Origin of the sequence: Chlorogloeopsis fritschii PCC 6912 (assembly GCF_000317285.1) — a bacterium.
Taxonomy (GTDB): Bacteria; Cyanobacteriota; Cyanobacteriia; order Cyanobacteriales; family Nostocaceae; genus Chlorogloeopsis; species Chlorogloeopsis fritschii.
The window spans coordinates 21,328-46,316 of the sequence record NZ_AJLN01000093.1 but is presented as its reverse complement, the minus strand read 5'-3'; the positions used below and the strand labels follow the sequence as shown (position 1 = coordinate 46,316).

Genomic DNA, 24,989 nt, shown 5'->3' with positions numbered 1-24,989 from the left:
GTTTACTAATATTTAATGCTGTTATTTCAAAAATAAATTTGTAAAATAAGAGAGCCAGAGGCTCTAGTTCTCGTTACCAGGTTGAACCTGGTAACGAGGATTTCGAGGCTTTGCCTCCGGGCTATTTATAAAAAATTTTGTAGGTAACTCCAGCTAGAAAAAAGTTGCTCCGATCTACCCCACAGTTCTATATCAAACCAACCATCATCTTGAACATCTGGTTTTAATAGCGCACCCGTAATATTTACTGTGACTCCATAGCTAGAAACTAACTCAGAAATTACAGGTTTGTGGTAGTGGTTTTTCGAGATGCACAGTTGCAAACGCAGTCGATTGGTTTGATTGTTGGAAATTTGGGGGTAGATTTGGGTTCCCCATTCGCTTGTGATTGCTGTAGGTTCACCCGTGGCGAGATTGCTGTCTGAAATTGGGAAAGAGTATGAGTCTTGATTTGGCTGTATGCTACCCGCGATCGCTACTTGCATCAAATCCACACCTAATCCTTGCAGGTAAGAAAGGCTATTTACTACTTGTTCTGGCTTACCTTGGAGTTCTAAGTCAAACCAGCCACAATGTTTTTCACCTGCTGCCAGAGATGCTGCTTTGATATTGACTGTTAAGTTGTAGCGAGATATCAATCGAGAAATTACTGGTTGTCTGTAGTAGTGCTGGGGCACTCGAATGCGGATATGGATTGGAGCTATTTTCGCAGATTTAAAGTTAGTCATAGTATCGACTGAATAATTACAGTTGATATCATGTCCGACAAAACACTTATGATTACATCTCACGCAGAGGAGCCAGTGCGCCCTTGCGGGTTAAGCGCGTTGTAGCAACTGGCGTCGCGCAGAGGCGCAGAGAGTTTTCATGAGTGTTTATGATAACTAATTAGACGGACTTAATATGACTTATAACCAGCTTTACCAAATACCCACGTTGGTTCCATCCCAAATTTCCAATTCCAAGTCTTTAAGATAAGTTAGCCCATTCTGAATTTGTTGATTGGTTCCTTGTAAATCCAGATCAAACCAACCATCACCAACAGCATTAGCACCGAGAATGGCAGCTGCAATGTTAACAGTCAAACCAAAGTCGGATACTAGGCGAGAAATCACAGGTTCTTGATGATAGTCTCTCGGAATTCTAATGCGAATTCGCTTATGAGTGAGCTGATTATTAATAGCCATATCCGAACCAACTCCTTAAATTACTATTCTGCTTTTGATTTAGCGCCTGTTTTCCGTTCCAAAATCTCCTTCAACACCAAAGTCACTACAGCTAGCAACGCTAATAGTACGGCGGCTGAATAAGCTGCTTCCGTTTCATATTGTTTGTAAGCATCCTCCACAAACAAAGGTAAACTCTGAGTTTTACCAGCTATGTTTCCAGAGACTACCGAAACCGCACCAAATTCGCCCATTGCTCTGGCATTAGTTAAAAGTAAGCCATAGAGCAAACCCCAACGGATATTCGGTAAGGTGACGCGCCAAAATACCTGCCAACCATTTGCACCCAGAGTTTCGGCTGCTTCTTCTTGATCGTTTCCTAACTCCTCTAACACCGGAATAACTTCACGGGCGACAAAGGGCATACTCACAAACGCTGTAGCCAGAACCATCCCAGGAAAGGCAAAAATAATTTTGATATCATGCGCTTGCAGCCATTCCCCAAACCAGCCATTTCGCCCGTAAAGCAGTACAAGCATTAATCCAGCAACGACGGGTGAAATAGAAAAAGGTAAGTCAATGATACTTAAAAGCAAAGTTCGCCCAGGAAAATTGTGACGAGCGATCGCCCAAGCTGCACACAAACCAAATACTGTATTCAAGGGTACAGCAATCAAAGCCAGCAAGAGCGTTAGTTTCGCTGCACTCAAAAAATTTGAGTCGGTGAGGTTAGAAAGAAATGGCCCAATTCCATTTTTAAAAGCTTGAAAAAAGACGTTGAGAGCAGGGATATATAGCACTAATGCTAAATATGCCAGCGCTACCCCAGTTAAAATTACAGGAATAAAACTCTTTGCCTTGGCTGGTTTTTGATTGTTTGGTTTGCCTGTAGTTGTATGAAATTGAGGTTGGGGAAAGGAGGCTTCGTCATTTAGTGTCATATCTTCTTGCCCAATTTTGTAAGAAATTAATTCCTAACAACATCACCAAAGAAATCGCCAGTAGTACTATGCCAATTACTGTGGCTCCAGAATAGTCATACTGCTCTAAGCGCTGGAAAATCAGTACAGGTGCGATCAAGTCTTTAAAAGGTGTGTTGGAAGCGATAATCACCGTCGAACCATACTCCCCAACCGCGCGGGAGAATCCCAAGGCTACACCTGTCAAAATTGTAGGAAATAATGGCGGTAAAATCACTTTCCAAAAAGTCTGCCATTGAGACGCACCCAAAGACCAGGCAGCTTCTTCTATTTCTTTTTCCATTTCTTGAAGTACGGGTTGTACAGTTCGCACCACAAAAGGCAATGAGATGAAAATCATTGCTACTGCTACCCCTAAACGGGTAAAAGATACCTTGATGCCAAATGGTGCAAGCAGCGAACCAATCCAACCATTATCGCTGTAAACTGTAGCGAGTGTTAAACCTGCTACAGCTGTTGGTAGTGCAAAAGGTAAATCTACGGTGGCATCAAACAATCTTTTGAGGGGAAAGTCGTAACGCACTAATACCCAAGCAATTAAAGTGCCAAAGACTCCGTTGAGTAAAGCCGCAGCAAATGATGTAGTAAAAGTCACATCATATGTAGCAAGAGCAACTGGACTAGTGGCAATCTGCCAAAACTCCGCCGGAGGTTTAGTTGCAGCTTTCAAGAACATAGCTGCGATCGGGAGAATTAACATCACTGTTAAGTATCCCAAGGTAATTCGCCACGTCCAAGGTATGTCGAACAGTCGCTGCAAAAATGTTTTCCAGGGTGGAGTTTTTCTTGGAGTTATTTGTCGAGATGGTGATGAAGATGATACAGCCATATTTTAGGAAGAGGGGAACAGGGAACAGGGAGAACAACTAACTACTGTACGGGAGGCAGCGCGTTGCGGAGCCAGTGCGGTGGACGGGTTTCCCGGCATAAAGGAGCCACTGCGGTGGACGGGTTCCCCGGCATAAAGCAAGTGGCGTCAACTGGCGTCGGGTTTCCCGCGTTGTAGCGACTGCCGTGCGGGTTTAGAAGATAAATTGTCGGTTTTAACCCAAGGATAATCAACAAAACCCGCCCCTACTAACTACTAACCAATCAACGCCTGATTTTAGATTGAATTTGATCAAAAACTGCTCCATCTTCAAAGAATTGTTTTTGAACTTTATCCCATCCGCCGTAATCTTGAACTGTTCCCAAATTGTTCACCTTGGGGTATCTATCGGCAACTTCCTTGAGTACTTCTTTGTTTTGTGCTACTACTTCCACAGGCCGGAATCCGGCTTTAGCAAATTCTTGCTGCGCTTCTGGAGTGAAGAGGTATTCAACAAAAGCTTCTGCCACCTCACGATTTCCGTGCTTGTCAACGTTCTTATCTACCACTGCGATCGGGTTGTCGATGGAGATATTGACATCAGGAACTACATAATTGACTTTCCCACCTTTTTGTTGTGCCAAAATCACTTCGTTTTCATAGTTAATTAGAACATCTCCCTGGCCCTGTTTAGCAAAAGCGTCAGTAGCTTCGCGGGCATCCTTTGTTAGAATTGGTACGTTACTGTATACTGTAGTAACAAAGTCAAGGGCTTTATCTTCTCCTCCTCCAGGCTTAATCGCTGAATTCCACAGAGCTAAGAAGTTCCAACGAGCAACACCTGATGTTTTGGGATCGGCGGTAATAACTTTAATGTCTGGTTTTGCTAAGTCTGTCCAAGTCTTGATACCTTTTGGATTACCTGGGCGAGTAATTAAGGCAGCAACAGATCTAGAAACAACGGCATTGTTAGGCACTTCTTTTTCCCATCCAGGCTCAATTAACCCTGCTTTTTCAATTTTTTTGGTGTCTAGAGCAAGTGCCAAGTGAACTATATCTGCTTCTAAACCATCTATCACAGCACGAGTTTGCGAACCAGATCCTCCATAGGCTTGATTGAATCTAACGTTTTGATTGTGCTCTTGCTTCCATTTCTGGGCAAATTTAGGAATAATGGCATCGTGAGCAGATCTTGTCACAGCAAACGAAACTAGGGTGACTTCAACGTCTCGCTTTTTATTAGCTGAGGGATTATCAGTGGCAGAATTACTGCTATTGCCACTACAAGCAGCGATCGCTAAACTCAAGCTCATGCCCACCAAAACAAGCGATAGAAATCCTTTGACTGAATTTACCCTCACTCTATTGGTGATTTGCAAAAGACTTTGTTTCGATTCTGTTACAACACGCTGCCACGAATTCATTCAATTTACTCCAGCATCTACAAAATGTCGGTCGATATTTAGTTATTTAATATTTTCAGATATTTTACATGGGAACGTTTGAAAATGCAAGCTAATAACTCCCCTTTTCCGGTCGATAATATGAGTTTTTATTTATAATTACCTGTAAACTAGAAGTGATTAAGCTGATTTGTAGAGAAAAAAAGAAGTTCAAAAATTCTTGTTTTGAAAATTGAAGAGTGTTTATTAAACAGAAGTCAGAAGTCAGAAGCCAGAATATTCTTAATTATGAATCCTTCTTTCTTTGTCTACAATTAGTGGCAGGTCACAAGACATGAAGTGGGTAAGCAAAAGTATCCCCCACGACGAGTATTGTGAATTCTGTAGACGCCCAGAGGGCGTCTACCCGCAGGGTATAAAGTAATTGTGCAAGCTTGAAAAGAGCAAGCTAATTTTAGGCATGGCTTTCGCTGACATCAGAATAATCTAACTACGGCTATGCAGTTATTGAGTTTACATACCTAGTGATTGATAGGAGTAGGTATTTGCTTTTTCATAGTCACAACACCAACATACCAGTGACAAACTTTTGCCATAAAACTGTTGTAAAAATTTATTAGTTACTACTACATGACGAATCTATATCCCGAATTGAAGCTCTCAAGTTATGGGGGCTTTTTTGTTTGAAGTGACTAGCCACCACTAACAGGGGGAATTAATACCACCTCATCACCGTCATGTAAGATTGTATCTGCTTCGACAAATGTCAAATTAATCCCAAAACGGGTTAGATCCCGCCATTGGTTGAGTTCGGGATGTTCGGCAATCAGGCGATCGCGTACTGCGGCAACTGGTGATTCTGGCGGTAATTCCAATACTAGTTCCGGCACTTGATAAGCCTCTTGATAGGCAGCGAACAATTTGACGGTAACTGTAATCGCAGACTGGTACATAAAACAGAGTGAGAATAGTTTTAGGTTTGAAATGTGAAGAAAGGTAATGAGTGTTGATTATTGATACAGGCAATGCAATTTATTTCATAATAAATCCCATAAAATAATTTCATCTACATCCTCAGCTTAATGGATTTCCTCTTTTTGCTAGCTAATTTGCTTGGCTCTGTATTGGGAGAGTTGGCGAAAGAGTTGACCAAGGGAACAACTAGAGTGAAGATAAGAAAGTTAGACATCTTGCCAAAGTACTGGGCGACTTTGAGATTACTTCACCTGTTTCGTCTTGATTGACTAAAAAATAACAGGTGAAGATTAGAGGAACAAGGAATATCAAAGCCTGCACGGGCAGGCTTTGTTTGTCTGGCAGGTGCAGAGGCATTACAACGATGCCCTGATACACACCTAAAAGCCAACAGTGACTTTTGCAAGCAGTCTATTTTTTTATGAAGCAGGTTCAGTGAGGGATGGCTGTGGAGACACTTGTGGAAAAGCAGAAGCTAGGTGTAAATGTAGTTATGAAAAAAGGCGATCGCGTCCGCGTTAAAGAATCCGTAGTAGTTTACCATCATCCTGAGCATCGCGGTAATGCTTTTGACCTCAAAGGCACAGAGGGGGAAGTGGTGGATATTGTTACTCAATGGCATGGTAGACCAGTCAGTGCAAATTTGCCAGTTCTGGTTCAGTTTAGTAAAAAATTTAAAGCCCACTTCCGTGAAAATGAGCTAGAAATCATTTAAATACCTCATTGGCGGCGAAAAAACTGCATAATATTAAATTCGCCGCGCATCTTTTTTAGCTCTTGACGATGTCGTTCTGCTGTTGTGTGGTACCATTCACAAAATTGTTGATGCTCCGAGCGCACTTGAACTTCGTGATAAAATTGGTGAGTGGTTTGGTAGGCGGCAAAACTTTCTTCAACTTGGGGTTGAGGCGAAGGGATAATAAGTGGTAAGTCTTTTGACATAACCAAGTCGCAGGTTAGGAAGAACAAATTCAGGAGTCACAGTCCAACTCCTCATCTATTATTACAACTATTGTTTATAGCCAGCCCCGCAAGCGATAAACAAAAATACCAACATATTCTTTAAGAGCAGCAGTAAAATTTTGCAGGTTATTACTATCTGGTAGTAAGTTCAGGAGTGCGGCTTTGGGAGTGCTAGCGAGTCCTGCAAATTCTTTATAAGTAATTGTATAGTCTGTGGGTGCTGGAATAGCGTCAATCCCCTGACGTTTAAAGATGAGAATTGAGCGCGGCATATGCATTGCTGAGGTTACCAGCAAGATGCGGCGAATACCACGAGATTCAAGTATTTTTCGGACATTGACTGCATTTTGATAAGTGTTCAGAGATTCTGATTCTTCAATGATTGCTGCTGGGGGTATGCCAATTGATGTGAGGATTGCAGCCATATCCTGTGATTCTGATGCGTTGATAGTGTCTTGCCAATCGATGCGACCACCACTGAGAATAATAACAGGTGCTTTCTGTTGTCGATAAAGTTGAGCGGCATAAATTACGCGATCGCCGCGATCGTTTAAGTCTACACCAGGTCGTGGCGGCAGAGCCGATTTTGTTGCTCCCCCCAGCACGACAATCGCTTCTGCGTTTGGTATTTCCGCAAGTGGAAGGTATTGCCACTCTAGCGATCGCACTAGTAAGCCTGCTATCCAGACATTACTGCTAAGTAACAAAAAAGTTAGCGCCAGCCCAATCGCAACCGCAGCTATTCGGGGACGTTTCCACAACATGAATAGTGCTACCAGCAAACACAGACAAGCTAGCCCCAGTGGATAAAAAAATAGTGGCAGCAACTTAGAGAGATACAAGAACATGGGATGTTATGTTGAGTCTGATTGAATACTCTTAGTTGAGGTTGACGCGGGGACGGGGAGAAATATAGTAGAGAGTTATTAATATCAATTCTCTTGAAAAATGCACTGAATATTAAAAAACTAACCACAAAGGACACAAAGTACACAAAGGAAGAAGTTGGTACTCATTAAGTGCAAGTTCATAGAGAATTGGTGTAACAGCTTTGAAATTCTTGTGGTGTCCGGATTGTATCATCAGTTAATGTTCTATGCTACCTGGCAACTGCTATATTAATGACAATCGACAGTCCGGCTTGGTGGTAATTACTTAAGTATAGAGAATTGGTAATAAAAATCACGCACTTTGAAGTGTTGGTTACCCTTCGTAAATCCCTCAGGACTAGATCGCTCAACTCAAGCGGGCACGGGTACTGTAGGATCGTTCACTTCACGGAAGTTAAACCGGAACACCTACAGTACCCGTAAGACCGCACAGTCAAGAGCGGGCTAGTGATGCGCGGTGAGACTGAACGCAAGGACGGCGATCGCACCGTCCGAATTGCAAGGTTATTTACCAACTAAAAGCACGTGATTATCTATACTGACGGGCGTGCTGCATTCGCAGTGCCAGAATATGCTCGCAAGGACCTTTGTACAGCTTATTTTGCTGATGCCAATTGCAAGTACATTCTGCGTTGATTATACGCTCGTCTCTATCAATCGTCAAAGCAGGGTTGTAGGTTTTTGCTTTGTCTTGAATGCTACCTTGCACGGTTAAGGCACTATCTTTCTCGCTGACTGCTGTTACCTGTACCGCATTTTGACTCAAAAACCTGGTTGCACTTTTTTCTCGTTCGTTGGCAAAGCGCAATCTCTCCATCGGTAGCGGTTCGCGGCTGAGTTCTCGCACCCGATACACTTCTTTATTTAAGTCATAAATCACACGCCCTGCTTGTGTATAAGCACTTAAAGCCCCCAGTACTGCCGTGCGGCTCAAATTCAAGCGCTGTGACAAACTATCCGCAGTTTCTACCCAATTCTCCCGCAGCCCATCAAAAATAATTTTCTGCGTCCATTCATCGACATCGGCACGGGGTGCCATTAAGTCAAAGTTACCAGCACCAGCCCAATCATTGGCAGTCCATCCCGATAAACCAAGGGTGAAAGACATATCACCTAAATCGGCGACATAGAAGGAAGGCATACCCGTACCTAGCAGGTGAACGGTAAACTTTTTGGCAACGGCGATGAGACGTTCGAGAATGTGGAGGCGGCGACGCCCCCAAACGCGAATGGTTTGTTCTTGGCAACCAGTGTAGAGCGATCGCGGACAAACTACTTCAATGTCCCATGGTTCAAACACCACCCGCACAGGTTCACCTGGTTTGAGATGATAGCGCATACTGCGCGGCCCTTTTTTCTCTTTGTGGCGACGCAGTACGAAACATATATTGTGAATATCCATCGGATGTAAATCAAACCGGGTTGCGGGTAAACACATTGCCGAACTTACTTGTAAAAATCCCCTTACCCAGCTATCCGGTAAATCAATTTTTACTTCTTTATAAGCTGCTTCGTTAGTAGTTTTAACTTCAAAACCTGAAGGATCGACTTGCAATTGAGTCGTCTTATAACTGCGGATTTTTTGAAACTCGTCATAAAGCGCTGCTGAGTAATCTACATTTGTAGTACCGCAGGCAAATTCACTAATATTTTTGAATACTTCGTAACTTGCTCCCAGACGTCCGTAAGTTGATTCATCTACACTGAAACACTCAAAAAATACTTCATCAGGATGAACTGTAATGACTGGATCAAATACAAAGTAAAAGTCTAGTTGTTTTTGCCAAACAAAACGGCGAAATTCTTCTCTGGCTTGATAATAAGGACTCAAACGTTTATAACTGCGCTGATTTAATTGATTTAATTCTGCTTGCAGTGCCTTAATTTTAGTAGTGACATCCTGTCGCATTGCCATCACTAAATCCCAGTTAATTTCTTCTTGCTTGGTACGCCATTCTTTGTAAGCTGTTTTATCTTTGGGTTTAAATCGTAAATCGGAAATGACAACATCATGTAAGGCGCTGATAGCTTCACGAAATGCTACGTTTTGTTGCAGTTCGCCAATAAAGTATGTAGGCGGGCGCTTTGTGTCTGGGGAAAATGACATCTGCGTGTTTCCGCTTTGTTCTACTACTGATGTGTTTCCTTTGTATGTGTAGTTAAATTCCATAATTTTTATTATTAATTATTGATTATTTTTGACCAGTATTTTTGTTTATAATTAGCCAAATTGATAAATTATTGGTCGATATTTAGGCTGAGGAATAACTTTACCCTCAATACTGGCAGCTTCCAACCAAGCAGCTTTAGCAATCATTACCTCACGCAGTGCTTCCTCTGGTGTTTCACCCCAAGCAGAACAGAACTTCAAGTCAGGTATATCAGCAATGTAGCCTTCATCTTCTTTACTGTAGAAAATATTAATGTGATAATCTTTCATTCTCCATCTCCTAAAGTTAAATTGTTCTATTGATACGTAGCAAACTAATATCAACTCTATATAGAATTGCACTTAATTAGACCAATTTATTCCTTTGTGTTCTTTGTGCTCTTTGTGGTTGTTTTTTTTATATTAATTGCATCCTCAAAAAAGATTGGTATAAACTCAAAGGCTTCAATTAGCATGACCATAGTTCATCAAACTGAATATTTTTAGAGCTAGACAGAGTTTTTCATGTACCGTGATATGAACACTAATTTCTAACATTCAAAACTGGCTTTACCTGAATCGGTAAATCCAATTGCGGATAAGTTTTGTGAATTTTCAACATAATTTGTATCGCCGCTGCTTTATCTCCAATAGCCATTGTTGCCGACTGTCGAATCATAATTTCTGCCACAACTTTTGCCGCTGCTTCGCTTTTTTGTGCCTCAATTTCTAAAAAAGCAAAAATCCTCTTTTTGGCGATGCTACCACGATTAACGCGAGATAATACACTGATGAAAAATGGTGCCAACTCCCGCAATCTTTCTGGATTATCTACAGCATAATTTTCTAAATAATTAGTAGCAAATAACTGCATATCTGCTGATGGATGTTCGCTAAATTTCAACAGATATTCTTCTCCATCTGCTGCTTGAAAGTTACGAGTTAATAAATCACGCCCAAGTCTCCGTGCTTCTTCTCGAACGCTATCACAAATACTGACTAAAACTTCTGGTGTAAATTCGCGATCGCTGAACTCTGTTGTCAATATTTTAAAGGCAAATTCTCGTGAATCTTCCCACTTTGCCTCTAACATCTGCACTGCCACTAACATCTCTTGTGGATCTGTACGCAGGCGATTTAAGATTTGTCCAAACATCTGCCGTGCAGCTTCCCGCACTGATAAAATTTCGTGACTGGCAAGTTTAACGATTTCGTAAGTAGTAAATTCTGACAGCCAATTTTGGTAATTTGCACCCAGCAACAAACCACCTAATTCTTGTACAGCCGAAGATTGTACCTGGAGTAAGTTTAAAGTAGTTTCTTTGTTAATGCTTGGCATCCATCCCTGCAAGTCTTCTCGTAGCAAACGCACCAAATAGCTGTGAACTCCTTCGTGTTTTTCTGGTGTGAGGAGAATTTCAATCAAATCAGATGCTATCTGAACGGTAAAAGCTGGGTAAGATGCTCCTAATCGACAAATAATTGGTTTGATGGCATTGCGGATATCTTCAACTACATTCACCGCCATAGCCACAATCAAATCACTCTCTTCTCCTATAAGTTTCTCATCTGGCAGTTGACCAAAGAGCCTAATACCTAGAACTCGCAAGGATTCGTGAGGTGATGCCAGAAGGGATTCGATTATCTGTGGCGGCAAGTTTTCGGCAGTTGTTTCGTGATTGAGGAGAATACGAGCACCTAATTCTTGAATTTCCAAGATGGGATGTGCTAAAAGGTCATTGACTACGCTCAAGCTTAAACTTCGTAACTGAAGTGGAAAGCATACCACTAGGGTTTCTGAAATTTCTTTTGCTAACTCTGGGGAAGCTTTTGGTGTAAATGCGATCAATTCGGCAATGATGCGCCCAATGAGTATTTTAGATGTACTATTGCTTAAAATTGAAGTTCCCAACAGTCTGCGTGCAAAAGTGCGAGTATCGCTTTTTTGGCTGACTACTAGAGTAGTTATGAAGTTGCTATCTTCTAAAAAGAACTCGCGTTGTTGCTCTATCCATTGGTAAGCTTGAGTACGAGCACCTTCAGATAGGCAATTAACTAAAGCAAGAATTAATTCTTTGTTTGGTGAGGCGGGATTGTAGTTAAGTAGCGCCAGTTCAAAACCAAATTGCGCTGTAACTTCGTAAGGTTTGTTAACCAGTTTTACGATCGCATCTATATTAATAGAAGCACAGAAGCGGTGACACGCTCGTAAGGCTTTGACAGCAAAACAATGAACGGGGTGACACTTGCTTTCTAATAGCAGTTGCAGCAGTGCTTGTGGGTGTTGTTCCCAAAGTTCGGGAAACGCCTCTTCTCGTATTGGTGGTTCTGGATCGCCTGGTTTATAACCTTCCCGACACCGCCACGCTTTGGAATTTACTTTTAACTCGTAACGGGGACTTTTTTCGTAGAGGATATGGTTAAAAGTTAAATAACCAGCATATGCATCCCAATTTCGTTTAAACTCAACACGAGTCCAGTTGGAACGTTCCCAGCGATAAAAAGTTGACTCCCAAACTTTTTCTGCATCCGCATCAGAATACTGAAGCAGAATTCCCACCGCCATTTTTACATAGTCAGTGTCTCCCTCTTCACCTAATTGTTTCAAGGTACGCCACACTCGCCGCAGTAAATATTCACGAGTTTGCCTGCTGTAAGCAATTCTTGACTCAGAACGTTTTAGTTCTTCTACAACTTCATCTTTATGAGTTCTGGTATCGTACTGCCATCTACACTTGATCAACCATTCGCCATTAGGAAAAATATAGGATGTTTTACTAGAAAAGCTTGCCCTTTCTATCTCCAAGCGATAGGCAAGAATACCAAATACTTCGGTATCATGGCGATATTCAGCCATCTTGAAAATGTGACGCAGGCGCTGGAAGTAGTTGGGTTTGAAAGGCGCTTTGCATAAAATATCAATTAATGCAGGGCGCACATACTGATTATCAATTTGATAAATTTTGTCTAAAACCGCAAAACCTTTGTAGTTGCTGCGTTCAAGATACGTGCGGAGTTCTGCTGCAAACGCTTCTGCTGAACCATTTCGCGCCAGCCTTTGCAATTCTGGTAGCAAAAACTCTATGATCTCTGCTTGCAAAGCAGCTTTTGTTTCTGCATCTGAAAGCTTGAGGAGTGCTTCAAAGGCGATACGACTCACAAATTCTGGACTGGAAGCATTTTGATATAGTTTGATAAGTGCAGGAATTGCACCCTTACCCCCACACCAACCTAATGCCCAGGCAATGCAGTAATCTCTCAAAGCTTCGCCAGTGCCGATCAGTTTTAATAGCAAAGGTGTGGCTTCAGTAATTTTAAGTTCTCCCGCACGCCAAATCGCCCGTTCTAATTTCCATTTGCTAGGTTGATTGTTAGCAAGGCGCTTGAGTATTGCTTGTTTTCTTGGATTCTCATCTAAAACAGTTTTCTTCTCAACAGGTTTATCGACTGGCGTTACACTACCCTCTGTGCTGGCGACATCACGATATCCCTTTTTTGTTTTCTCCTCTACCAGCTTGTTAAATACTCGCTGCGCTTCTTGTAAAGGTACTGCCTGAGTAGTTTTTGTTCCTTCTTTGAAGTTACTCCCACGACGCCCATAGCGAAAATTTACTACATAGCGCCCTTCACTTACCTGGCACAAATCTACTTCATAAACTTTGTCAGAACTTCCTTCCTGAAAATGCAGCGTAGTTCTTTTCTCTAGTTTCATGGCACCCATCCCACCACGCAGTCATGACTCTCTATTGTGGCTTGATTTACCGCGAGTTGCCAGATGATAGGCAAGGGAACAGCGTAGAGAATGTGTAATTAATTTTGTTTAGGTACTGTACTTATCAAAAATTTTTAAGTCAAAGTTAGCTATAAAAATATATAGCTGTATTTTTAAAATTTTATATATTTATCTAGCTATATAAGTTTATTGTTATTAAACAAAACATCTGGATTTTTAAACATTCAAATTTTTAAATGTTTAAGCATTGAATACTACTAATACTACTAGTTGTTTTAGTAGTTTATAACTTTAAACATTTAGACATTTAAACATACAAAACACATCTAAGCATTTAAACATCTATACACTTGCAGTAGAATCTTGGCATTATTTGCTATTACGAAAAATGATTATCACAGTAGCGGCTTTTAAAGGCGGGGTGGGCAAGTCTACAACTGCGTTACACCTAGCTACATATCTTCAAACTAAAGCTGACACCCTATTAGTAGACGGAGATTTGAACCGCAGTGCTTTAGACTGGTCAAATCGAGGTAGATTACCGTTTAAGGTGGCAGATGAAAAGCAGGGGGTGAATTTAGCGAGATTTTACGAGCATATAGTAATTGATACCCCAGCTAGACCTGATGCGGATGAGTTAAAAACCATTGCTAAGGGGTGTGACTTACTTGTTATACCCACAACTCCTGATGCGATCGCTTTAGCTGCAACACTGCAAATGGTTGATGTGCTCCAGAAACTGAAGACAAATTATCGAATTTTGCTGACTATTATTCCTCCCAATCCAAACAAAGCTGGGGAAGATGCTAAAACAGCCTTAGAAGGGGCACAACTGCCTGTATTTAAGTCTAAAATTCGACGACTGGCTGTATTTCAACGGGCAGCTTTAGAAGGGGTGCCAGTCAATGCAGTGAAAGATCCTTACGCACGTATTGCATGGCGATGTTACGCCGAGGTTGGAGAGGAGATATTACCATGAGTAGCAAGAAAAAAGGTAGCCGTTTTGACGAGTTAATTGATGCTGCCCGCAGTCGTCAACAAAGGGATCAGCCTCAGCCAAGTGCTGAAAATAGTTCTCGCACGACTAAAAGTACCGATCCTGATTATACCCGTACAACTGTTTATCTGCCCAAGCAATTGCACCGTCAGCTTAAGGCAGCTGCGGCTTCTCAAGAGCGGCAAATGAGCGACATCTTGATAGAGTTGCTTGAGCAGTGGCTCAATTCTCAGAGCGGCAAGCAGGAAAGTTAGTAGGTTAGGCAAAATTAAAGTTACGGGTGGAGGCAAGGGAACAGGAACATAGAAAATGTTTAACCCTTCTGCCCCCTGCCCCTCCGAAGTTTGGATTGCCATGCAGGTGCGGCGGGGGCAGAAAAATCGGAGATTTTTCTGCTGTCGGCAGAGCCGACGCTGTGGTTGCACAGCAACCACAGCTATCCCCGCTCGCACCATCCGAGGAAGCCTCCGCTCCAACTTCTCTCTGCCTTCTGCCTTTTTCTTAAAGCACAATTTCCTCGCCTTTTTCAGTAAAGCGAACTTCTTTAATTCCCCATTGAGAATTACTAGTGAGAGTTTTGCGGAGACTGCCAAATAGAGCAAACTGCTCGCAACTAGACAAAGAAGCTATCTGCCGTTGGGACTTAGGCGATACTCGTAAATCTACTGTGGCTACACCATTTTTGATGTTAACACGATATCCGGAGAAGCTAAAGTCTGCACTATCTCGTTGTTCTAATATTTTACCCACTGTACCTGTAACAGGTTCTGCTGCCGAGACTTCAATTTTTTGTGGAATCAGATCTTGGCATTGAGCATCACTCGTATATAAAGTCACGTCAACCCTTTTAGTAGCAGCAGCGCTCTGAGAAGAAGTTTTGTTTTGAGGGCTTTCTTCAGGCAAGGGTGGCTTATTGCTCGATTGAGTGTTGAGACTAGACGTCGTTGGAGTTTGGGATGGTGTGGGTGATATGGATGCTGTAGGGATTGGAGATGGTGTAACCGATGCAGGAATCTCGCTATTTGGTGTTGGTAATGTTGTAGTGTTAGCAGTTTGACTGTCAACATTACTAGAGTTAGGACTAGAATTACAACTACTGAGACTGGCAAATATTGCCACTAGCATGATAGGGAAAATATATTTTGTGCTGGTGTTGATAATTTTGTTCATAATTTTTCGCCCCCTGGTATTATGAAATTCGCTCTTGTCATTAACAAATCAGCATAAATTTGCTAGAAAGCTGGCAAAATCTCTAGTATGAAAGAGCTTTACCTATGCTTACAACCAATATAGGACTTACAATTTGAAATCAGAGTCAGCTGATGCTACACCATTCAATTAAGAAATAATTAAAATTGCTATGTCTGGCAACCAATCCAGTACCTACGATCCTCGCAAAGCCGAATGGGATGGTGTTCCAATTGATAAATGGGAACCATCGAAGTGGAAGCAGTGGAAATCCAAGCATACTGCCACAGATGAATTTGTAAAGATGGAGCGTGAGTATTTGAGAATCAAGCACACTGTTGGGCAAGCTAACACTGCTTTAAGTTTAGATAGAGTCAAAATAAAACTAAAGCTTACTAGTGCTAAGTCTATTGGTTTGCAAGGTTCTTTTCCCTGTAAAGCTGGTGATGTAGGTAAAAATGGTAGCCCTCATAAACAGTACACTTTGTCATTAGGTTTTGTTGCCAATGATATTGGTGTGAAAGCAGCGATCGCTAAAGCACGAGAATTAGATTTATTGTTAATTACTAAACAATTTCAGTGGACACCAGAACTCCTGGGTAAGCAAGCACAAAAACTAACACTACTAGATGAGGGGAAAAGTGCAAAATTAATTAGTGAATTAATTCAAGAATACGAGCAGGAATTTTGGAAAACTCACGAACAAAATAGACAAGGAATTCGCACTTGGGAAAGCCATTACATTAGGCATTTAAAAAAGCTCCCACAAGATAGCCCTCTTTCACAAGATAGCCTAGAAATTGCACTGCAAAAAACTAAACCAAATACACCATCTCGATTTTATTTGACTTGGCAACTGAAGAAGTTTTGTGAGTTTTGTGGATTTGATGGCATTAAAATTATTAATTCTTACGCAACTCCCCTACCTACTCCTACAATTCGGAAAATTCCTAGCGATGACGAAATTATTCAAGGTTTTACAAAAATAGGAGTGCCATTATCACCTTATGCTAGTAAGGAGAACATTACCTTACCTGAACAATGGCAATGGGCATATGGAATGTTAGCAACTTATGGTTTAAGACCTCATGAACTATTTGCTATAGATTTAGAAGCTTTTACTAACCCAGCTAATACTTTTCATTTAGTTACTCTTAATCCTAGTTTAACGGCAGGTACTAAGACTGGTGAACGCAATTGCGGTATTCCACCACTATATCCTCATTGGGTAGATTTATTTGATTTGAAAAATATAAAACTTCCTTTTAATGGTGGAAAATTAAGTAATAAAACAGCAAAAATTTATATCAAGTTTAGAACCAGTAGTATAGGTTTTAGACCTTATGATTTACGTCATGCTTATGCTATTCGCGGCCATCGTCTACAAGTTCCAATTAAGACAATGGCAGATTATATGGGACATACAGTACAAGAGCATACTAAATCTTATCAAAGGTGGATGAATGAAGATACTAATTTAGAAATATATAAAGAAGTTGTTATTCACAGACAAGGTACAAGTAAAGAAGCACTGAAAGAAAGAATTAGAGAATTAGAAGTAGAAAATCTGGCTTTAAGAGCAGAAAATGAAACTTTAAAAGGGATATTAATTCAGCATCAATTGGGTGAATTGTTGAGTTGAAAATAGGGGCTAGCCTAACGCACCCCATTGAATTTGGTAATTTATAGTACATTTGTATATTTTTAAGCGATCGCTTCTTTGCTTAAAGGCAGGAGGCAGAAGGAAGAAAGTTTTTCATCCATTCTGGGTACGCAGTTGATGACGGCTACTTAATTACTAAACCACAAGAAGCAATTTTATTTCATTTCCAGCAACTTTTTTATCATCTCAATAGCAATGTCAACAAGTGGATGACTCAATGTTGCTCTTACCGCTTCCATTCCTCCGGCTATCAGAATTGCTAACAATCTGGATTTGAGTGTTGGCACTTGTTGCGTTGTAGATTCGGTTGGTGTTAACTGATAAATAAGTTGCTTCATCTGTCTCAAGTCAGTTCCTTTGAGGTTATAAATTATGCTTGATTTTTGCTTGTACCATGCATTTACACCTCGCCTGAGTTAAGCAAGATGCTCCCTACGCCCTTGTTTTTAGAATAAAGCAACGTGTAATTTGCAAGCTGCAACAAAACTATCAAAAACTAAACAATCAGACTGTTATACAAAAACCAAAGGTATTGAGCAAAAGACTAACTACTGGTATTGTTTATTAGCAATATTAGCCTGATATTCACCCAACTTTGAAATGTGAGAAGCTATGAAAAAACACGCTTATACATAATATCTTGTATGAGCAGGTAAAAATTTTGACTAATTTTATATTGAAGTGACTATACAGTTCACAGCCAAAAGCGCCGACTGTTTGTTTGATTTCTCGCTAAATATTCCAATATTCCTGCGCCATTGCTTCAATCGTTCTTTCTAAGTCTGGTAAATACTTTTCAATTACACTCCAAACAATATCGAGATCTACATTCAGATATTCGTGAGTTAATCTATTCCGAAAACCAGCAATATTACTCCATTCAATTTCAGGGTACGTGTTTTTCCAATCACTGGGTAGTTTTTGTACAGATTCACACATTACCTGAAGATTCCTTAAGACTGCATCTTGGGTTTTGATGTCTTGAAAAAATACTTCTTTACCTTCAACTGTATATTGCTTAATTCTGGTGATACAATCTCGAATATGAATTAAATACACCCGATTATCTTTCATAACAATGTAGCTTCATTCAAGACTTTATCTCGAATTAAATAATGTAAGGATTTAGAGGTTACTACATCAACTTTACGATTTAACAAATTCTCTAAATCTAGAATTAACCCACCAGGAAACCAAGGGGAAATTTTCTCTAAATCGTAATCAACTAAAAAATCAATATCACTTGCCTCTGTTTCTTCACCTCTAGCTACACTACCAAAAACTCGCAGGTTATAAGCTCCATGTTTAGCAGCAATACTCAGGATTTCTTCTCGTTTTTCTTGCAGTAATTGGTTTAACCCTATTTTCATGAACTTCTAGTTTTGAGCTTTCACTTTCTAGTCTATGAGATATTGCTACAAATTAATCTAATCTGACTTTTGGAAGTGCTCACGCAAGAATCACAACCACACGAAAACCGATATTGGTGTAACGAACATCGGGGTAGTCCCTATTGCGAAGCGCCGACCGACAAATCCTAGAATAGTAGCCCCAGGAACCGCCACGGAGCAGCCTAAAATTTTTGTTGCCAGAAGCACCCTCCAAGAGCCGACGAATGATATTTCCGCCACTTAACCAAGCACTGCCATCAGTGGGTGCGCCTTGATAATTTTCATGCCAGTGATCTTGACACCACTCCCACACATTGCCGTACATATCGTATAAACCAAAAGCGTTAGGTGGAAAACTCCCCACATCTGTTGTCTTTTCTCGATATTGACCTTTTGGTGCAGAGGCGTAAGTATGGTTTCCGTAGTAGTTTGCTAAATCTGTTGTAATTGTTTCACCAAAGTAAAAGGGTGTATTTGTGCCAGCACGACAAGCATATTCCCATTCGGCTTCGCTGGGTAGCCTATAGTTACGTCCTGTTTTCTGGCTTAAGCGTTTGCAGAATTCTACAGCATTATTCCAAGACACTTGTTCTACAGGTCGTTTTTCCCCTTTAAAGTTGGAAGGATTATTACCCATGATTGCTTGATACTGTGCTTGGGTAGAAAATTTAGATACTGGTTCAACCGCTCAACGGTGGCGCATTGTCCTTGAATTCCTAATCCTTCGAGTAGCGCATAAGTAAAAGCACCTTGTTTTAGTGTATCAATTTCATAGGAATATTCCTGCGGGCTACAGGAAAAAATGCTGATAATTCCTTGTTGCCGAGCTTCTTGTGCCGTTTGTCGCCCAATTCCTTCACCAGCACGAGTAGCAAGATTACGACAAGCATCGAGAATCAAGATAACGTTATCAGCGCCACAGCGACGCAGCCGTTCAGTGACATAGTTAATGGAAATCGCTGTCTTTTCAATATCTTCTGGATCGCCATCACAAGGCATGAGATAATCACGTTCAGCGTGTCTTATCCCATGACCACTGAAGAAAAACCAAAAATTATCACCCGCTCCCATAAAGGGAGTTTCAAATAACTGCCGCAAGACTCGCAGTAAGTTAGTGCGGGTTGGGCGAGTCGATTTTCCACCAATATCAGGCGAATCATCCGAGAAGAAGAAAATTCTCTCGAATCCCGCTTCATTGCGGAAAAATTCATGCATTAACTGTGCATCCCGCTTGGCATAACTTAGCGGTTGCAGGTACTCATACTGGTTAATACCGATTGCGATCGCCCAATTTTTCGCCATCTCAGTTTGATTCTTGCCGCTTGAATGTCAGCTTAATTGCTCCTTTACCAGCAGCTTTAGCACCACTGCCAATTAGCTTAACTTCTCCTTCTCCACTAATTTCTACCGATAGCTCTACTTCATCAAGCCGCATTCCAGGGCTGAGTTTTGCTTGCTGTTCTGCACGGTTAAACACACTTCCTATAACTTGCAGAAAGTGAGTCATTTCTTGCTCTAATTTTTGAGCGCTAACCTTAACAGCATCTCCCACCCCTTTGCTACCAGTAGCATCCCTGATTTCGTCTCTCCAGTCTTCTTTTCTGGTTATCCCGCCTCTAGTACCATCAGGAATCGATATTTGAGGGGTATCATCGGTCACTATCCAAATGGCATCTGAAGGTGTTTCTGACATAATACGTTAAGTGTTTATCTAAAATTTTGCCATAAGTACTATAAATATAGAAACAATGATTCCAATCAATCTATTTAAAGAGTCCTTTGGCTTTAAGTTTAACCAGGTACAAGATTTTGTAATTAAAATCGTAGTGTTTTTAAACGCAAAGGGGCGCAAAGTTAGCGCTGAGGTACGCGGAGTTTTTCGAGAGAGAATTTGCTAGTAATTAATTAAATGCTGTACTAAATAAATATTGAAATGCAATGCCTAAGTTTTTGATAAATCCCCATTTTCATAGAAAATATTTAAAGTCTAATTGAGTCTGTCCTACTCTTTGGATTAGCTCCCCGATCCAGGCAGTAATCCGATTCTTTACCATGCAAAAGCTATTATGTCAATATAAAAATGAGCAAAATGCGCCAAAAATAGGTAGTGAAAAGTAAGAAAAAAGTAAGAAATGGATTTTTAGGAAAAAGCTAAAAGCGAGATTAGAAGAGGAATGTAGATGATACGACCGCGCAGGGTGTTTGCTCAACATTGGCTCAAAAGTGAAAAGGCTCTCACTGAGATTTTGAGAGCCGCTGAATTGAAAGAGGGTGAACGCCTTCTGGAAATCGGCCCAGGTACGGGTATTCTAACTCGTCGTTTATTACCGTTGGTGCAATCTTTAGTAGCAGTAGAAATTGACCGCGATTTGTGTAAACACTTAGTAAAAGAATTTAGGGAGTCTGAAAATTTCTTGCTTTTACAAGGAGATTTTTTAGAGTTAGATTTACCATCCCTATTAGAAGGGAATTCAGCTTTCCAAAATCCCAATAAAGTTGTTGCTAATATTCCCTACAATATCACCGGGCCGATAATAGAAAAACTTTTGGGTACAATTGCTAAACCTAATCCAGAACCTTATGAATTAATCGTTTTATTAATACAAAAAGAAGTAGCAGAAAGATTAGTAGCAAAACCAAGTTCAAAAGCGTTTGGTGCTTTATCAGTGCGGGTGCAATATTTGGCAAAGTGTGAGTTAATTAGTGTAGTGCCAGCAGGAGCGTTTCACCCACCGCCCAAGGTAGATTCGGCAGTAGTGCGACTAACACCTCGTAAGATAGAACCAGCAGCAGATGAGCCGCAAAAATTAGAGACTTTGGTAAAACTGGGGTTTGCAGCCAAGCGGAAAATGCTACGAAATAATTTGCAATCTCTAGTAGAACGCGATCGCTTGACTCAATTACTGGAACAATTAGAAATAAATCCCCAAGCTCGCGCTGAAGATCTCAGCATCGCGCAGTGGGTTGCTTTAAGCAATCAGTTAACAGCGAAAAAACTGATAACTGATAACTGATAACTGATAACTGATAACTTTTATGCGTTCCTACAGCCTAATCGCCCCTGCCAAAATCAACTTATATCTCGAAATTATTGGCGATCGCCCCGATGGCTTTCATGAGTTAGCAATGATACTCCAAAGCATCGGGCTTGCCGATCGCATCGATGTGAAAGTAGGTGATACAGAAGCTATTCGGGTTCGTTGCAACCATCCCCAAGTACCTACAGACAAAAGTAATTTAGCATACCGCGCCGCAGAATTGATGGCAACAGAATTTCCTGATGCCTATGCTAAGTATGGTGGTGTAGATATTGCGATCGCCAAACATATTCCTGTCGCTGCTGGGTTGGCAGGAGGTTCAACAAATGCAGCAGCAGTTTTGGTAGGGATAGATTTGCTGTGGCAGTTGGGATTAACTCAATCGGAATTAGAAGAATTGGGAGCAACTTTGGGTTCTGATGTGCCATTTTGCATCGCTGGTGGAACTGCTATTGCTACAGGCAGAGGCGAACAACTTTCTCCCCTACCCAGCTTGGATAACATATATATAGTATTGGCGAAATATCGCAGTCTCGAAGTTTCCACGGCTTGGGCATACAAAACTTATCGTGCCTCTTTTGGCAATTCGTATATAAAAGATAAAGAGGATTTAGCAGCGCGTGCTTCAGCAGTGCATTCCGGAGCAATGGTGAAAGCTATTCTGCACAAGGATGCAACAGAAATCGCGTCAAAGCTGCACAATGATTTAGAGAAAGTTGTATTGCCAGCTTACCCACAGGTGTTGGAACTACGAGAGACATTTGCCAAACAAGAAGGCGTTTTGGGAACAATGATGTCTGGTTCCGGACCAAGTGTGTTTGCAATATGCGAATCTAAAGAGCAGGCAGAAAAAGTTAAAGTGAATGTCACAACAGCAATACCCGATCCAGATTTGGAATTGTTCGTGACTCAGTCGGTTACACACGGCATTAAAGTAGCATCCTCAATTTAAATTTATTTAGTCAATTTCAAATCCTATGAGTGAACCCAATGCAACCCAACAAACAGATTCTCAAACACAAGCTCAAATAACTCCCTTACGCTGTGTAACAGGATCTGTCATTTCAGGAGGATTGGCATTTGCAGCATACTCTCTCATGATTGCGATCGCTACAACATTTGCCAATAAACCAATTCATTCTGACAATCCCATCGTATTGAATATCGCCTCTGCTGTTCGTACCTTAGTTGTAGGGATGACTGCTTTAGCGTCTGGAGTTTTTGGAATAGTTGCTGTTGGTTTGCTCGCTTTGGGCATTCAACTTCTATTTCAGCAGTTTGCTAAACGTCAATCATAGTTCATATCTCTATGGTTATATAACCATAGAGAAGTAAAAGGTGTTAACCTAATTTGAAGCTCCTTTGAGGAAGAGAAGTAAGGCACGACGAACAGACATATGTATTGAGCCGAGACTTCTTCTCCTTTTTTAGATGTTATTGGTGCGAATACTGCCGTCTGGCATAATGGTATTGCAAAAGATGCTTCGCTTCATGTCAGCACCTTCCAAGTCAGTTCCGTTCAAGTTAGTCTCAACCATGTCGGCACCAGAGAGATAGGCATTAACCAGCTTGGCATTAGTCAAATCAGCACCAGACAAATGGGCAAAACCCAAGTTAGCACCACTCAAGTCAGCATCTCTGAGGATACACCAGATCAAACCAGCCTAACCAATACGACTGCTACGGAAATTAGCTCCAGTGAAGTTAACATCTTTCATGTAAATTTCTCCCAAGTCGGAATCACTCAGATCGATTCCACTCAAATTAACTTCAGACATTTCAACACCATCAATTTGAATCCCAGCGAAATCTCTCTCCCCAGCAGCATATCTCTGCAACAACTCCTCAACAGTTATCCTCATCTATACACCTGAACATTAACCAACACATATAAAGATAATCACTCAATTTCTGGCGATCGCTCTTCGACTCTACCTTTAACATTAATCTCCAAATGATTGTAAAGTTCTGTAAAGAGCTTGCGAAAACTTTTGGTGTAAATTTGATTTTAACTTCAGGTAATTAACCAACTTCAAAAATAACTACCAGGAGTTTTAAATCATGAAACTGAATTATCGCGGTTTATCTTATGAAGCTAATTCTCAAAATATTGAAATAGCTCAAACCGAGATTAACGGCAAGTTTCGCGGCTGGAATTATCATATTTCTCGCCCGGTTAACTTAGCAGGTTCTTCAGTAGGAGTAACTTTGAAATTTCGTGGAGTTAGTTACTCGAAAATCTAAACTATCTGGCTCTTCAAAAACTAGGAGTAGGTTTCTACATTCGCCCCACGCAGAAAATTATAATAGAGTGCTTCAGTCATAATAAAAAGTTCAGTTCCGTCGTGCTGCCAAGACTTGTTCGGCAGTTAAATCCAACTGTGGGAAAGTGGAAGAGATTATACATTCTTGTCCTCGGAATGCAACAACATCATAAAACCCTTCTACTAGAGTGCATACCGTTACTATCTCTTGAATAGGATCAACAATCCAGTATTCCGGAATTTCGAGAACAGCATATTCAGAACGTTTGCTGCGGTAATCTATGGTTTGTGTAGATTCGCTGACGACTTCTACTACTAGTATGGGGGGAGTTTCGTCGAGTTGGATAACAGCTTCTCGATTAGAAAGTGCTTCCCACTGCTCTAGTGGTAATACTACTACATCCGGTACTCGTGAAGTGTCCCAGCGTCCTCCACGTGGCGATCGCAATCCTTATCGCTCGCTCAATACAGTTATTCTAGGAGATTTGCTGGTTTGAGTAGAAGGTTTGGGAATATCGCGCTTGCTGCCTCAGTTATCTGTTACTTTTACTGACTCAAAAATTGTCATATCAATAACACAAAACCTTAAGTACTAGAATAGAATTGAATTTGTATGCATGAATTAATACATAATCCATCGTGGAATTACTTGAACTAATTTTGGTGCTAGCTACAGTACTTGGTGTTGCAGACGGAGGCACAATTCGGGTTAAAGATAATGCAGGGCAAACAACTACAGTCCGGCTAGCGTGTATTAATATACCAGAAGCAGCTAAACAGCCGTATGGTTTAGCAGCAACACAAAGGCTAAAACAACTGCTACCATCAGGTAGTCCTGTCGTGATCAGAAGTATAGAAAAAGATGAAAATGGTCGCACAGTTGACGAAGTGTTTGTAGATAATCGCTCAGTAAATCTGCGTTTGGTAGAGGAGGGTAACGCCCTGATTGATCGAAAATCTTTACACAATTGCAATGAGAATAAAACCCAGTTTTTAATAGCAGAAGCTAATGCTAAAAATAAGCGGTTAGGACTCTGGCAGCAATCAAAAACACATACTTTGCGCGGAAAATTAATCTATGAAGAAATCCCTCCTGTGAGATCGTCTAGAGCTTATCGAGGGGACGAGTTTTTTCTGATTACTAACCTCCCCAACCAGAGTCGGTTAGTGCTACGCCCATCTAGAAAAGTTTCTCGTGCTCAGTTGCAATCTTTTCACAACCAACAAGTTGAGATCACAACAGTGTATGTTGAAGCTACTCGCCCCTCATCCAATCAAGTAGCTTGCCCTGTTGATACTGATGGGCAATGTATGCCTCAAGGCAATGGTTATCAAGTTTTATCTATAGTTGCTAAGTGATGAAACCTGGGGGCGATCGCAA

At 41.1% G+C, this 24,989-nt stretch carries 29 protein-coding genes and 1 pseudogene; 9 read left to right on the top strand and 21 right to left on the bottom strand.

Annotated elements, in window-relative coordinates; all coding sequences use genetic code 11:
- Positions 1 to 125 precede the first annotated feature (125 nt).
- The 6 genes from UYC_RS0117705 to UYC_RS0117680 form a co-directional block, all read right to left on the bottom strand.
- The gene (locus UYC_RS0117705; RefSeq protein ID WP_016875984.1) at positions 126 to 728 is read right to left on the bottom strand and encodes an NIL domain-containing protein; all 603 of its coding nucleotides are present in this window, start codon (positions 726 to 728) and stop codon (positions 126 to 128) included.
- 192 nt (positions 729 to 920) lie between these two features.
- Positions 921 to 1,187 (bottom strand): NIL domain-containing protein, encoded by a 267-nt coding sequence (locus UYC_RS0117700; protein WP_016875985.1) that lies wholly within the window; start codon positions 1,185 to 1,187, stop codon positions 921 to 923.
- 23 nt (positions 1,188 to 1,210) lie between these two features.
- Positions 1,211 to 2,107, bottom strand: coding sequence for a sulfate ABC transporter permease subunit CysW (cysW, locus tag UYC_RS0117695; protein ID WP_016875986.1), 897 nt, complete (start codon positions 2,105 to 2,107; stop codon positions 1,211 to 1,213).
- Positions 2,094 to 2,975: a sulfate ABC transporter permease subunit CysT gene (cysT, locus tag UYC_RS0117690; RefSeq protein WP_026087542.1), complete on the bottom strand. Its 882-nt coding sequence runs from the start codon at positions 2,973 to 2,975 to the stop codon at positions 2,094 to 2,096. Before cysT ends, cysW begins: the two co-directional genes overlap by 14 nt.
- Before the next feature lie 263 nt (positions 2,976 to 3,238).
- Positions 3,239 to 4,378, bottom strand: coding sequence for a sulfate ABC transporter substrate-binding protein (locus tag UYC_RS0117685; RefSeq protein ID WP_016875988.1), 1,140 nt, complete (start codon positions 4,376 to 4,378; stop codon positions 3,239 to 3,241).
- Between the two features lie 671 nt (positions 4,379 to 5,049).
- A complete protein-coding gene (locus UYC_RS0117680; RefSeq protein ID WP_016875989.1) occupies positions 5,050 to 5,310 on the bottom strand; it encodes a MoaD/ThiS family protein in 261 nt (86 codons plus the stop codon).
- Between the two features lie 464 nt (positions 5,311 to 5,774).
- Between UYC_RS0117680 and UYC_RS0117675 the strand changes: the two genes are divergently transcribed.
- Positions 5,775 to 6,047 carry a ferredoxin-thioredoxin reductase variable chain gene (locus UYC_RS0117675; RefSeq protein WP_016875990.1) on the top strand — a complete coding sequence of 91 codons (273 nt, stop codon included), beginning with the start codon at positions 5,775 to 5,777 and terminating at the stop codon, positions 6,045 to 6,047.
- A 5-nt stretch (positions 6,048 to 6,052) separates the two neighbouring features.
- On the opposite strand, the gene UYC_RS0117670 is transcribed toward UYC_RS0117675, so the two are convergent.
- The 5 genes from UYC_RS0117670 to UYC_RS0117650 all read right to left on the bottom strand — a co-directional run bounded on the left by UYC_RS0117670 (position 6,053) and on the right by UYC_RS0117650 (position 13,046).
- Positions 6,053 to 6,274 carry a hypothetical protein gene (locus UYC_RS0117670; protein WP_016875991.1) on the bottom strand — a complete coding sequence of 74 codons (222 nt, stop codon included), beginning with the start codon at positions 6,272 to 6,274 and terminating at the stop codon, positions 6,053 to 6,055.
- 74 nt (positions 6,275 to 6,348) lie between these two features.
- Positions 6,349 to 7,143, bottom strand: a complete 795-nt coding sequence (locus tag UYC_RS0117665) for a YdcF family protein (protein ID WP_026087543.1) — start codon at positions 7,141 to 7,143, stop codon at positions 6,349 to 6,351.
- A gap of 571 nt (positions 7,144 to 7,714) precedes the next feature.
- Positions 7,715 to 9,355, bottom strand: coding sequence for a hypothetical protein (locus tag UYC_RS0117660; RefSeq protein ID WP_016875993.1), 1,641 nt, complete (start codon positions 9,353 to 9,355; stop codon positions 7,715 to 7,717).
- A gap of 51 nt (positions 9,356 to 9,406) precedes the next feature.
- Positions 9,407 to 9,625: a type II toxin-antitoxin system HicB family antitoxin gene (locus UYC_RS0117655; protein WP_016875994.1), complete on the bottom strand. Its 219-nt coding sequence runs from the start codon at positions 9,623 to 9,625 to the stop codon at positions 9,407 to 9,409.
- 253 nt (positions 9,626 to 9,878) lie between these two features.
- Positions 9,879 to 13,046 (bottom strand): WGR domain-containing protein, encoded by a 3,168-nt coding sequence (locus tag UYC_RS0117650; RefSeq protein WP_026087544.1) that lies wholly within the window; start codon positions 13,044 to 13,046, stop codon positions 9,879 to 9,881.
- A gap of 409 nt (positions 13,047 to 13,455) precedes the next feature.
- Here UYC_RS0117650 and UYC_RS0117645 point away from each other — a divergent pair, with 409 nt between their 5' ends.
- Both UYC_RS0117645 and UYC_RS0117640 read left to right on the top strand, forming a co-directional pair.
- Positions 13,456 to 14,046 carry a ParA family protein gene (locus tag UYC_RS0117645; RefSeq protein ID WP_016875997.1) on the top strand — a complete coding sequence of 197 codons (591 nt, stop codon included), beginning with the start codon at positions 13,456 to 13,458 and terminating at the stop codon, positions 14,044 to 14,046.
- Complete coding sequence (locus UYC_RS0117640; protein ID WP_016875998.1) at positions 14,043 to 14,318, top strand: hypothetical protein; 276 nt, start codon at positions 14,043 to 14,045, stop codon at positions 14,316 to 14,318. The genes UYC_RS0117645 and UYC_RS0117640 overlap by 4 nt, the downstream gene beginning before the upstream one ends.
- Positions 14,319 to 14,565: 247 nt before the next feature.
- Here UYC_RS0117640 and UYC_RS0117630 read toward each other — a convergent pair whose 3' ends face one another.
- Complete coding sequence (locus tag UYC_RS0117630; RefSeq protein ID WP_016875999.1) at positions 14,566 to 15,234, bottom strand: hypothetical protein; 669 nt, start codon at positions 15,232 to 15,234, stop codon at positions 14,566 to 14,568.
- A gap of 190 nt (positions 15,235 to 15,424) precedes the next feature.
- Between UYC_RS0117630 and UYC_RS0117625 the strand changes: the two genes are divergently transcribed.
- Positions 15,425 to 16,894 (top strand): integrase, encoded by a 1,470-nt coding sequence (locus UYC_RS0117625; protein ID WP_016876000.1) that lies wholly within the window; start codon positions 15,425 to 15,427, stop codon positions 16,892 to 16,894.
- A gap of 176 nt (positions 16,895 to 17,070) precedes the next feature.
- Here the strand turns inward: UYC_RS0117625 and UYC_RS0117620 are convergent, their stop codons facing one another.
- From UYC_RS0117620 to UYC_RS0117595, 6 genes and pseudogenes are all read right to left on the bottom strand, one after another.
- The gene (locus UYC_RS0117620) at positions 17,071 to 17,253 is read right to left on the bottom strand and encodes a hypothetical protein (RefSeq protein ID WP_016876001.1); all 183 of its coding nucleotides are present in this window, start codon (positions 17,251 to 17,253) and stop codon (positions 17,071 to 17,073) included.
- Between the two features lie 394 nt (positions 17,254 to 17,647).
- Positions 17,648 to 17,989 carry a HepT-like ribonuclease domain-containing protein gene (locus UYC_RS0117615; RefSeq protein ID WP_016876002.1) on the bottom strand — a complete coding sequence of 114 codons (342 nt, stop codon included), beginning with the start codon at positions 17,987 to 17,989 and terminating at the stop codon, positions 17,648 to 17,650.
- Positions 17,986 to 18,285, bottom strand: coding sequence for a nucleotidyltransferase family protein (locus UYC_RS0117610; protein ID WP_016876003.1), 300 nt, complete (start codon positions 18,283 to 18,285; stop codon positions 17,986 to 17,988). Before UYC_RS0117610 ends, UYC_RS0117615 begins: the two co-directional genes overlap by 4 nt.
- 79 nt (positions 18,286 to 18,364) lie before the next feature.
- Positions 18,365 to 18,967: pseudogene (locus UYC_RS0117605) on the bottom strand (formylglycine-generating enzyme family protein); the annotation flags it as partial.
- Complete coding sequence (locus UYC_RS0117600) at positions 18,898 to 19,608, bottom strand: caspase family protein (protein ID WP_016876005.1); 711 nt, start codon at positions 19,606 to 19,608, stop codon at positions 18,898 to 18,900. The gene UYC_RS0117600 and the pseudogene UYC_RS0117605, both read right to left, overlap by 70 nt.
- A 1-nt stretch (position 19,609) precedes the next feature.
- Complete coding sequence (locus UYC_RS0117595) at positions 19,610 to 19,999, bottom strand: Pepco domain-containing protein (RefSeq protein WP_016876006.1); 390 nt, start codon at positions 19,997 to 19,999, stop codon at positions 19,610 to 19,612.
- Between the two features lie 487 nt (positions 20,000 to 20,486).
- Between UYC_RS0117595 and rsmA the strand changes: the two genes are divergently transcribed.
- The 3 genes from rsmA to UYC_RS0117575 are packed head-to-tail and all read left to right on the top strand — an operon-like array spanning position 20,487 to position 22,642.
- Entirely contained in the window at positions 20,487 to 21,320 is an 834-nt protein-coding gene (rsmA, locus tag UYC_RS0117585) for a 16S rRNA (adenine(1518)-N(6)/adenine(1519)-N(6))-dimethyltransferase RsmA (RefSeq protein ID WP_016876008.1), read from the top strand.
- 22 nt (positions 21,321 to 21,342) lie between these two features.
- Positions 21,343 to 22,296, top strand: a complete 954-nt coding sequence (gene ispE / locus UYC_RS0117580; protein WP_016876009.1) for a 4-(cytidine 5'-diphospho)-2-C-methyl-D-erythritol kinase — start codon at positions 21,343 to 21,345, stop codon at positions 22,294 to 22,296.
- Positions 22,297 to 22,321: 25 nt separating this feature from the next.
- The gene (locus tag UYC_RS0117575) at positions 22,322 to 22,642 is read left to right on the top strand and encodes a DUF3082 domain-containing protein (protein ID WP_016876010.1); all 321 of its coding nucleotides are present in this window, start codon (positions 22,322 to 22,324) and stop codon (positions 22,640 to 22,642) included.
- A 129-nt stretch (positions 22,643 to 22,771) separates the two neighbouring features.
- On the opposite strand, the gene UYC_RS0117570 is transcribed toward UYC_RS0117575, so the two are convergent.
- Complete coding sequence (locus tag UYC_RS0117570) at positions 22,772 to 23,002, bottom strand: pentapeptide repeat-containing protein (protein ID WP_016876011.1); 231 nt, start codon at positions 23,000 to 23,002, stop codon at positions 22,772 to 22,774.
- Positions 23,003 to 23,008: 6 nt separating this feature from the next.
- Positions 23,009 to 23,206: a pentapeptide repeat-containing protein gene (locus tag UYC_RS0117565; protein ID WP_016876012.1), complete on the bottom strand. Its 198-nt coding sequence runs from the start codon at positions 23,204 to 23,206 to the stop codon at positions 23,009 to 23,011.
- A 199-nt stretch (positions 23,207 to 23,405) separates the two neighbouring features.
- On the opposite strand from UYC_RS0117565, the gene UYC_RS0117560 reads away from it, so the two are divergent.
- Complete coding sequence (locus UYC_RS0117560; protein WP_016876013.1) at positions 23,406 to 23,588, top strand: DUF4278 domain-containing protein; 183 nt, start codon at positions 23,406 to 23,408, stop codon at positions 23,586 to 23,588.
- Positions 23,589 to 23,678: 90 nt separating this feature from the next.
- Here UYC_RS0117560 and UYC_RS0117555 read toward each other — a convergent pair whose 3' ends face one another.
- Entirely contained in the window at positions 23,679 to 24,056 is a 378-nt protein-coding gene (locus UYC_RS0117555) for a Uma2 family endonuclease (RefSeq protein ID WP_016876014.1), read from the bottom strand.
- 191 nt (positions 24,057 to 24,247) lie between these two features.
- On the opposite strand from UYC_RS0117555, the gene UYC_RS0117550 reads away from it, so the two are divergent.
- Positions 24,248 to 24,967 carry a thermonuclease family protein gene (locus UYC_RS0117550; RefSeq protein WP_016876015.1) on the top strand — a complete coding sequence of 240 codons (720 nt, stop codon included), beginning with the start codon at positions 24,248 to 24,250 and terminating at the stop codon, positions 24,965 to 24,967.
- Positions 24,968 to 24,989 lie beyond the last annotated feature (22 nt).